Source organism: Johannesbaptistia floridana (genome assembly GCF_057440575.1).
In genome coordinates, this window is the sequence record NZ_JALKVM010000287.1 from 1 (window position 1) to 9,269 (window position 9,269).

8 protein-coding genes and 1 pseudogene are annotated in these 9,269 nt (G+C 36.2%); 4 read left to right on the plus strand and 5 right to left on the minus strand.

Features of this window, described 5'->3' with window-relative positions; translation table 11 throughout:
- Window positions 1-372: 372 nt before the first annotated feature.
- Complete coding sequence (locus MW688_RS17595) at window positions 373-3,243, minus strand: hypothetical protein (RefSeq protein WP_486737319.1); 2,871 nt, start codon at window positions 3,241-3,243, stop codon at window positions 373-375.
- Between the two features lie 567 nt (window positions 3,244-3,810).
- Between MW688_RS17595 and MW688_RS17600 the strand changes: the two genes are divergently transcribed.
- The gene (locus tag MW688_RS17600; RefSeq protein ID WP_486737320.1) at window positions 3,811-4,488 is read left to right on the plus strand and encodes a GNAT family N-acetyltransferase; all 678 of its coding nucleotides are present in this window, start codon (window positions 3,811-3,813) and stop codon (window positions 4,486-4,488) included.
- Here the strand turns inward: MW688_RS17600 and MW688_RS17605 are convergent.
- Window positions 4,460-4,810 carry a CHASE2 domain-containing protein gene (locus MW688_RS17605; RefSeq protein ID WP_486737326.1) on the minus strand — a complete coding sequence of 117 codons (351 nt, stop codon included), beginning with the start codon at window positions 4,808-4,810 and terminating at the stop codon, window positions 4,460-4,462. The two genes, MW688_RS17600 and MW688_RS17605, sit on opposite strands and share 29 nt — an antisense overlap.
- Here MW688_RS17605 and MW688_RS17610 point away from each other — a divergent pair.
- Window positions 4,804-5,031, plus strand: a pseudogene (locus MW688_RS17610) (zinc ribbon domain-containing protein); the annotation flags it as partial. The gene MW688_RS17605 and the pseudogene MW688_RS17610 overlap by 7 nt on opposite strands.
- A 120-nt stretch (window positions 5,032-5,151) precedes the next feature.
- Here the strand turns inward: MW688_RS17610 and MW688_RS17615 are convergent.
- Both MW688_RS17615 and MW688_RS17620 read right to left on the minus strand, forming a co-directional pair.
- A complete protein-coding gene (locus MW688_RS17615; protein ID WP_486737321.1) occupies window positions 5,152-5,652 on the minus strand; it encodes a DUF1822 family protein in 501 nt (166 codons plus the stop codon).
- Entirely contained in the window at window positions 5,640-6,032 is a 393-nt protein-coding gene (locus tag MW688_RS17620) for a hypothetical protein (protein WP_486737322.1), read from the minus strand. The genes MW688_RS17615 and MW688_RS17620 overlap by 13 nt, the downstream gene beginning before the upstream one ends.
- A gap of 161 nt (window positions 6,033-6,193) precedes the next feature.
- Between MW688_RS17620 and MW688_RS17625 the strand changes: the two genes are divergently transcribed.
- Window positions 6,194-6,451 carry a toxin HicA gene (locus MW688_RS17625; protein WP_486737323.1) on the plus strand — a complete coding sequence of 86 codons (258 nt, stop codon included), beginning with the start codon at window positions 6,194-6,196 and terminating at the stop codon, window positions 6,449-6,451.
- Window positions 6,435-6,767: a type II toxin-antitoxin system HicB family antitoxin gene (locus tag MW688_RS17630; protein ID WP_486737324.1), complete on the plus strand. Its 333-nt coding sequence runs from the start codon at window positions 6,435-6,437 to the stop codon at window positions 6,765-6,767. Before MW688_RS17625 ends, MW688_RS17630 begins: the two co-directional genes overlap by 17 nt.
- Window positions 6,768-7,404: 637 nt before the next feature.
- Here the strand turns inward: MW688_RS17630 and MW688_RS17635 are convergent.
- Complete coding sequence (locus tag MW688_RS17635) at window positions 7,405-8,949, minus strand: pentapeptide repeat-containing protein (protein ID WP_486737325.1); 1,545 nt, start codon at window positions 8,947-8,949, stop codon at window positions 7,405-7,407.
- Window positions 8,950-9,269: the final 320 nt, after the last annotated feature.

Sequence of the window (9,269 nt, forward strand, 5' to 3'; positions counted from 1 at the left end):
ATGTACTAAATTAACCTCAGAAAAAGTTCATTTCTCTTTCGCCGAAGATTTTGCAAAGGTCAACCAATTTTTAAGCGTTTAGCATTAATTCTTTAACTCATTACTTCAAGACTTCAAGAGTCATTCTCATTACTCATTACTCAACCACAACCAGTAACTTTGGGTAAAGATGCGAGGGTCTGAGTAGTATGCCCTAAAAAGCAAGAAACTAGACTGGGTAAGCAAGTTTGGATGTTAATTTAGGATTAATTAATCTTGGAAAAACACCAACAAACATGGCAAAAAGAACCATTACAAGAAAAGAATTTATTAAACTAAAGTACTGGTGCAAGATATGAGGCGAGGGAGGTTTGGATAAAGAAAGAATATTTCTTAATACATGCGATTAGCCTTATAAACAGTATTACTGCCTATTCTAGCAATAAGAAAATCGCGCGTTGCTGGGGGAGTTTGAGGATTAGTAACTACACATTCTCTTAAAAGGAGATCATTACTAAAACGGGCTAAAAAAGCCAAGGTATCTCCAGAAGTTTGAGGATTACTCGCTACTGCTGCCCTAATTGGGATAAAATCCAACTTACTTAGTCTAGCTAATTCCTCGGGAGATGTATCTGGTTTTTTAGCGAGAATTAAATCGGCTTTTAACCTGGAATCGAGATTTATCTCTAACTTGTCAATAATTTCTGGAGTAAACTTAGGATTAATAATCGCCGCAGCTTTTACCCAGCGATGTTGTTGAGAATCAAGTAATAATTTATATAGAGTAGATAGGGAAGTATTAGGATTAAAAGCGACTGCCATGGAAATATCCCGAATATCGTTAGGGGGAAGTGGGCGTTTAGAAGCTAGTTTATCTAGAGTTTCAGGGCTACTGTTGAGATTTTTAGCTATCTCCATGTAAATTAATCGCAGGGAATGATAAGTTTTAATGGTGGAATTAAGAGAAATCTCTGTTAATTGGTCTAGTGTTTCGGGAGATGTTTGAGGATGTTTAGCAATGCGGGTTAAAGCTTCACTAGTTTTGGCGGTTTGAACAAGTTTAGCTATGGTAGATTTATTGGTGTTAAGATTCTGGACTATGTAAACTGATAGTGAAGCTTGATAATTACCAGTAGCTAATTTTTCTAGTAAACTAGGACTAGTTTGGGGGTATAGGGCTAATAATCGGAGGATTTCTAAGGTTATAATACCATTAGCGCGGGGTTGTCGAGAATTAAAGCGATCGCCAATTCGATTTAAAAAAGCTGTAGATAAATCTGATTGTTGCAAGACTCTCACTACACTTCGCGATGGTAGGTAGTCAATTAACTCTGGTTTTTGCTTTAGTAAAAGAGAGAATATGGGATGTTTTTGTAGTGATTGGGGAATAACTTCCTGGAAATTATCAGTAACTATATTTTCTATTTCTATCGGTTGATTTAACCTGGTTTTAGCTGTAGCTGTGACTATACGATTCCCATCTTGAGATAATTGAGATAAAACTGTTTCAGAAGTTTGAGGATTATTAGCTACTGCAACTCTTTCTATCCAGTAAGGGGAATCTTGATAACTATTGAGAATCTCTACAGGTGTTTGGGGATGAAATAATAGTAAAAACTCATTACTAGGTTTTCTGACTGATTTTTCCTGAAAATATTGAGTAATTAAGGGGGCTAAATTTTGAGGCTGGCGAGATATTAGGTTTTGTTTAGCAGCTTTTTGTACATCACGATCCATATCTTCTGCTAATTTTGTAATAGTATCTTCAGGAGTCTTAGGATTACTAGCTACTGCTTGACGCACTTCTTTAGACTCATCAGTTGCTAATTCTAGGAGAGTTTCCGTCGCTGTATTAGGATTAGCACCAACAGTAGCACGCACTGAGGCTAATTTGTCTTTAGCTAAACTTAGTAAGATATAAGTAGGTGTGTTGGGATGGTTAGCTACAGCTATACGATAATTTTGGTCACTACTTTGAGACCATTTGTTAAGAATTTTACTAGGTAACTTGGGATATCTAAAGATTAAACCTAGCCACAGAGGATCGGGATTTGCCTCAATCAGTTTATTAATAATATTTGCCGAAAGTTGAGGATTATCGAAAATTGCTGCTTGGGCGATATTTATTAATTTTTCTAATATATATTCGGGAGTGCGAGGATTTTTAGCTACTGCTATTTTTACGCTTTGATCTCCATCTTCGGCTAATTTAAGTATACTGTTTAAGTCAAGGCTAGGATTAGCTGCTACTACTGCTCTAATTTTAGGGATTTCATGTTGAGCTAGTTGAGTTAAAATTGGGGTAGGAGTGCGCGGATTACCAGCAAGTTTTATTAACACTCTTATTTCATCAGCAGCTAACAATTCTAGAGTAGTTACAGGTGTTTGAGGGTTAGCTGCCACTGCTTCTCTAACATTTATTTCAGCATCTTTGGCTAAATCAGTAAGTATGTCTGGAGAAGTCTGGGGATTTTGCGCCACAAGAAATTTAATTTGCCAATCTTCTTGGGATGCTAATCGAGTTAAAATTGAGGAAGGAGTTGCTGGATTTCGAGCGATCGCTTCTTTTATTTCTTTTTGATTGGTTATTATTAAATTGGTTAGCACTGATTCTGGTAAGGTTTTACCCTGCATGATTAACATTTGTAGAATCTGTGTTTTTTCTTGCAAGCTTTCCCAGACTAAATCAGTAATTAAATTTGATTGAGCTAATTTTAATAAATATTGTGATTCTTTTTCATTAAAGTTCCAATCGATTCCAATTTTAATTCCTTCTATCCAATTGGGAGGAAGTTGATTAGAGAAATTGCGATGCAACCAAATTGATTCAATTACTTGATCATCATTACTTACTGTTAACCAAGCTTCTAAAATTGCTTTTGGCACTAATTTACTAGAAAGAATGATTAATTGTATTCGAGGATTATTAGATTGTTTAGCTATTTCCCAAAAAGAATCTGGTAACTGTCTCCAGTTTACTAAGTATAGCAGCATATTTTCTGGCAGACTATTAAGGGGTTGAGGGGTAGTTTCTAGCCAGGCGATAAACTGGGGTTGCTGGTAAACTAATTCAGGGAATTTCTCTCCTAAAGTTAATAATCCTTTTATAGGAGTGGAGGAGTTTTTAACTATAGTTTCTAGAATCGAATCATCAGATACTGTTTTAGTCAACTCTCTTAATAATTCTGGAGGAGTTGCTGGTGAGTTAGCGAGATTTTGCCACTCTTGTAAAGTTTGGGAATCAGGAGAAATATTATCAAACATAGACAGTAGATAAATGCTGTTTTAACGGTCTTCAGATAATAAGTAATTTATTTTTAAAACAAGGGTTTTAGTAAAGATTAAAAGTTAGTATTTTTTATTTTTATTACTCAAATCATATCATATCTAAGAAGATGTTTGACAAGTAATGTTAACTAGTTTACTCATTAACATATAGCAATCTGGCACTATTAAATAAAAAAGCGAGGTTTTTTGACGACTCTGAGATTAAAATGATCTTGTCTAGGTGGAATGATTAAATCGGAAATTTCTGCTATCATCCAACTTAAATAAGAACCATCATCAAAAACTTTAATCACTTCAAATTTAACATTGGCGGGGAATCGACCTAAAATATGAGCTTTCTGTTTTAAAGCAGAGTTAACTATACGGTAGAAATGTAATCCCCTATCCCACATCAAGAACTAGTAGAATAATTATTGGATTGGGTAAAATACGGTTTCGTTTTTGAGCAGAATTACTATCTTGTATGGTATAGGGGAAATTTAGAATGTAGAATGTGCGAATATAAAATTATCTTTTTTAAATTTAATGTTCAAGAAGATTATCATGGAAAACACTATCAGTATACGCAAAGGAACACTCTCAGATATACCTTTTCTAGCTAGAATTGAATATGAAGCCTCTTTACCACCTATGAATCACTGCTTTTGGCAAGACCTTTTAGAAGGCACTGGCACTGATGCTTTACCATTTATTGAAGCAAAGTTAAAGGCAGAGGCAGGCAACTGGGGAAATGCCCCTGATTTTTTGGTAGTGGAAGACCAGGAGACTCCTGTTGCCGCAGCCGCAGGTTATACCCCAAATGCTCAAAATTACTCTCCTTTACGTCTTTCGGATCTAGACAAAATCGCTCAAGTCTTAAATTGGTCTCAAGAGATAGTTACTATGTTTCGCGATCGCTATCTAGAATTGTTTGGAGAAAATTTACGACCATTTATCCTGACTCCTCAAGCAACATGGATTATTGAATCGGTAGCGGTTTTACCAGAAGCTCGCGGTCGTGGTTTGGGCAAACTTTTAATCAAAGCCTTACTAGAAAAAGGACGCTCACAAAACCACTCTTACGCAGGCATTATGATTGCCAATGGCAACGATTGGGCTCGCCGCACCTATGAATCTGTTGGCTTTAGACCCTATCAAACTTTTTATGCTGATTACTTTTTGGATCAATTTAATCTTGAATTTCCTGGAATTACTAAGTTTCGGTTTCACCTTGATTCATAACCAACAACAGATTAGCAATTAAAGCAATAGCGGCAGGAATCAAAGGAAGCCAACCTCCAAAGTAAAAACATAAACCGCAAATAGCATAAACAATCCCCAAAAGTACAATTACAACAATTAACCTTTTTGGAAATAATTTAGGCAAGCTAAACATAACTCCCCCAAGAATCGACCAACATAATATCCATAAATAATCAATCAAAGCAGGTAGCCACCAAATCAGAGGACGTCCATCTTCCACAGCACTAATAATTTCACTGATAACATGGGCGTGTACATGGATACCTCTAATCTTACCTATTAGTTGTAAGGTGCAATGAATCTTACACCTCTAAAACCTGTCCTAGCTGTGGTCATGTCCACGAAAAACTAGGAGGCAATAAAGTATTTAAATGCCCTAACTGCAATTATCAGGCTCCAAGAGACGCAAACGGCGCTTTTAACATTATGTTAAAGGCTTTGTCGGCAACGACCTTCACTGTAACTAGTGATGCTATACTATTGACTGATTCAGCGAGTAATAGTGAGATTTGTCAAGGTTAAATGTTGCACTAGTAATGAGTATCTGCTTTAATTTGGTTATAGTTGTACTGTAATGTTAGGGAACCCAGTTTGCCAATTTCCTTGACCTAAATTAAGGATAACTACGAACATACTTAACTTTTAGAATAGAAATTTTTCTGTATATATTGACTCTCCTAGAACAATCTGAACATTAAATTGAAGACCTTGACTAGCTTTGAATCGTCTAATCTTAAGATAATTATCCTCAGAACGTGCTTTTGCTGTCTGTAGAATTTCTTGGTCTTGTGAACATAATCTTAGTTCAATTTCTTCAGGAAGATAACGTTGGTCTCCTTGGGGAAATAGTTGTAGAGAAATTCCAACTCTACCATCATTTTCTTCTTGAATACCAATCAATAAAATAACTTGAGTTTCTCTAGAATCTAGTTGAATAATTTTAGCTCTTTTTATTTGATTGTCAACAGCGCTTCTTTGTCCTGTAAATGCTAAATTCAAATTTTCTAAAGATTGCCAATCAGGGGTAAACATATTTTCTAACCAACCTCTCAAACGAATTAAGGTGTTTACTTGGCTATCTTGTCCTTGATATAGTCTTACAAATTGTTCTCGATACCGAGATTCTTGTATCAGACCACCCATAAACTAAAGGTACCATTAAACGTGGTAATAAATTCTCTTTGAGCTATGGTGAGTTGAAAACAGTCTGGGAGAGTAAGCTGAGTTTTAGGAAAATTGGCGATCGCCTTTTTACTAGACCAATAACAAGTTTCTTGTAGATAGGCAATCAGATGGGAGCGAAATATTTGTAACTTATATTTTTCTGTTGCTGTTGATTTCCACTTTTTATACCAGTATAGAGACCAAAATTCTGGGGAGTATTGAGTGGTAGAGGATTTTTTAATACTCTCTTCCATATTACGTTTCAAAAGGCGATCTCTCACCCATTTACTAAAAAAGTCTCCTTCAAACTGTGCGAAGGTCGAGAAAATCTGGATCACATCTGCGCGAGGCTCAACCATTGTTTTTGTCTCGTTTGATAACTATTCTTTATTTTAATGGTTATTTTTAGTAATCTAAAATTATCACAACATATAACCACAAGATATATCTGTCAACACCTTTGTTAGACTACCCAAAAAAGAGCTGGCCTTTTTGGTACTAAGTATAGTACCATTAGAAGATGGAAATCAATGAAGCGCTATCAGAACTGACAAGTTCGACTAACGTAAAATTCATACGTTTAGTGCATCTTGCCACGGTGTTTTTTGGCTCCCCTCGAATTAATGGGAGTCATCATGTATTCAAAACTCCTTGGCAAGGTAAACCTTTTGTGAATCTTCAAAAGGATGGAAGTAAGGCAAAGCCTTATCAAGTGGAACAGGTAAAAAAAGCGCTTCTAAAGCTCAAGGAGGTACAGTGCAATGAACGAACAGATTGATGAGTACATAAACAAATACAGCTATTCTGTTAGCTACTCACCGCCGGACGAAGTTTATGTTGCGAAGTGCCTGGAACTTGGAGTACAAGCACATGGCAATACCCAAATTCAAGCGATTACAGAAGTGATGAAAGCAGCCCAAACTGCTCTACAGTGGCTTCAAGAAGATGGAGGAGAGTTACCAAAGCCATTGGTGCTTCAAAGCTTTAGCGGCAAGTTAAACTTACGTATGACACCAGAAAAACATCGTGAGGTAGCGATACGGGCGAAAGAGCTTGATGTGTCCATCAACAAATATATTACCAGCAAGCTTTAGGATAATTACTTGTCATAGTAGTTAAATTATATAGTTATTCGGTTGTTTAGTTAGGTAAGTTTACTTCTCCTCCAGACTTTTCATCTTTCCGCCCTCATGGAGACTCTCGCTAAACCTGTATTCAGGTTAGCGATGAGAGGAAATGAGGGACCATTATTATGTTGCATAGTTGTATCCATCTGATTTGTGAATAGTGTGAAGGAACATCTAAAAAATAGACTAATTTTTGAAACTGACTTGAAGAAATATGTTCTAAAATTTCCAGTAGATTTTGTTTATTCATGTATACAAACTAGTTTTTTTCAATTCTCTATAAAAAATATTAAATCAACCTTGATTTGAAAAAACTTCATCAAGGGGAAGGGTTTCGCGCCTAATTTCCTGGCGCACCTCCTAGGGAGTATCTCTCGTAGCCTTAAAGCAAGTTTACCATTTTTGCTCATATTGCAATTCTACTAGAAATCGAGGGGCGATCGCCTCTTCTGAGATCTTGCATCTATACCTAATGTTACTGGTGGATGAATCTTGAAGTAATGAGTAATGAGTAGCCTGTAGGTTGGGTTGAGGAACGAAACCCAACAAACTAGTGACTGGTTGCACCGAGTATGACAATTAAATTATATAGTTATTCGGTTGTTTAGTTAGGTAAGTTTATTTTTCCTCCAGACTTTTCATTATCGTTGAATATAGCGCCTCTTTTTTCTAAATCAGTTTGTTTTTCTTTATCTATACCTAAAGTCGAAATAAATAAAGCTTTTTCTACAGTTGCCCCACTCAGGTCTGCCCCACTCAGGTCTGCCCCACTCAGGTTAGCCCGAATCAGGTCTGCCCCACTCAGGTCTGCCCGAATCAGGTTAGCCCCACTCAGGTTAGCCCGAATTAGGTATGCCCGAATCAGGTTAGCCCCACTAAGGTTAGCCCCACTAAGGTTAGCCCGAATCAGGTTAGCCCCTCTCAGGTTAGCCCGACTCAGGTATGCCCGAATCAGGTTAGCCCCTCTCAGGTTAGCCCGAATTAGGTCGGCCCGAATCAGGTTAGCCCCACTCAGGTCTGCCTGAATCAGGTTAGCCCCTCTCAGGTTAGCCCAAATCAGGTATGCCCCACTCAGGTATGCCCCTCTCAGGTATGCCCCTCTCAGGTCTGCCTCACTAAGGTCAGTATTACTAAGGTCTGCCCCTCTCAGGTTAGCCCCACTCAGGTCTGCCCCACTCAGGTATGCCCCTCTCAGGTATGCCCCTCTCAGGTCAGTATTACTAAAATCGCATTTATATAAATTAGCATTCTGGAAATTAAGATTTGATAAATCAGAATCACTGAAATCACAACTATTAAGATTACGATTAACTGCCCCAGATTCTCTAATTTCTTCAATAATTTGCCATTTATCAAGAATAGGAAACTTTTCTATTTCCCTTAACTCTCCTGACTCAATCTGAGTAATTAAATTAATCAAATCATCACGAGAACCTTTAATAGTTAATTTAATACAACCCTCTTCCATATTTATAATTTCAATAGTCTTACGGAAGTGAACGTTTAATGCTGATTCTAAAATCATTTTATCTGCTTGACTGTACTCTGCTTTTAGCTTGAGATGAAAAATGCAGCTATCATCATTTTGTGGTTTTATAGTTAAAACTTTATTAAAAACAGCAAGTGTATTGACTTGAGTTTGATTTTTTAATGTTATAGTAGATTCATTATTACTAACTATATTAGCTCTACAATCTATTTCTGGAATTACACTACTAATCAAAGAATTTAATTCTTCATTTACATTTATTACTTCATTTAAATTTAAATCTAACTTTTGACAAATTCGCTTAAATGTATCAAATTTTATAGGTTCTTGGTTAAAAAACTTATTAACTATATCTTTATTAACACCTATAGATTTGGCAAAGTTATTTAGATCTGAACCTGGCAAATTTTCATTTGCCTTATCAATCCCTTCTTGAGTAACAGTATATTGAAATATTTGTTTTGATAAGACTTCTCCAACCTTTTCTAAGCCACAACCATTATATGATTCTGCCCATTTTAGTAAAGCTATAGCTTGGTATAACTGTGATACATTATCACTTGGCAAATCTTGTGAAGGAACATCTAACAAATAGACTAATTTTTGAAACTGATCTGGAACAATATGTTCTAAAATTTCCAGTAGATTTTGTTTATTCATGTATACAAACTAGTTTTTTTCAATTCTCTATAAAAAATATTAAATCAACCTTGATTTGAAAAAACTTCATCAAGGGGAAGGGTTTCGCGCCTAATTTCCTGGCGCACCTCCTAGGGAGTATCTCTCGTAGCCTTAAAGCAAGTTTACCATTTTTGCTCATATTGCAATTCTACTAGAAATCGAGGGGCGATTGAGTTTTGAAGTAATGAGTTTTGAAGTAATGAGTTTTGAAGTAATGAGTTTTGAAGTAAGAAGTAAGGAGTAAGAAGTAATGAGTAATGAGTTAAAGAATTAATGCGATCGCGCTTAAAAATTGGTTG

Coding starts and splice junctions, on each gene's coding strand:
- MW688_RS17595 (WP_486737319.1), bottom strand. CDS start 3,243: ATGTTTGATAATATTTCTCCTGATTCCCAAACTTTACAAGAGTGGCAA.
- MW688_RS17600 (WP_486737320.1), top strand. CDS start 3,811: ATGGAAAACACTATCAGTATACGCAAAGGAACACTCTCAGATATACCT.
- MW688_RS17615 (WP_486737321.1), bottom strand. CDS start 5,652: ATGGGTGGTCTGATACAAGAATCTCGGTATCGAGAACAATTTGTAAGA.
- MW688_RS17620 (WP_486737322.1), bottom strand. CDS start 6,032: ATGGTTGAGCCTCGCGCAGATGTGATCCAGATTTTCTCGACCTTCGCA.
- MW688_RS17625 (WP_486737323.1), top strand. CDS start 6,194: ATGGAAATCAATGAAGCGCTATCAGAACTGACAAGTTCGACTAACGTA.
- MW688_RS17630 (WP_486737324.1), top strand. CDS start 6,435: ATGAACGAACAGATTGATGAGTACATAAACAAATACAGCTATTCTGTT.
- MW688_RS17635 (WP_486737325.1), bottom strand. CDS start 8,949: ATGAATAAACAAAATCTACTGGAAATTTTAGAACATATTGTTCCAGAT.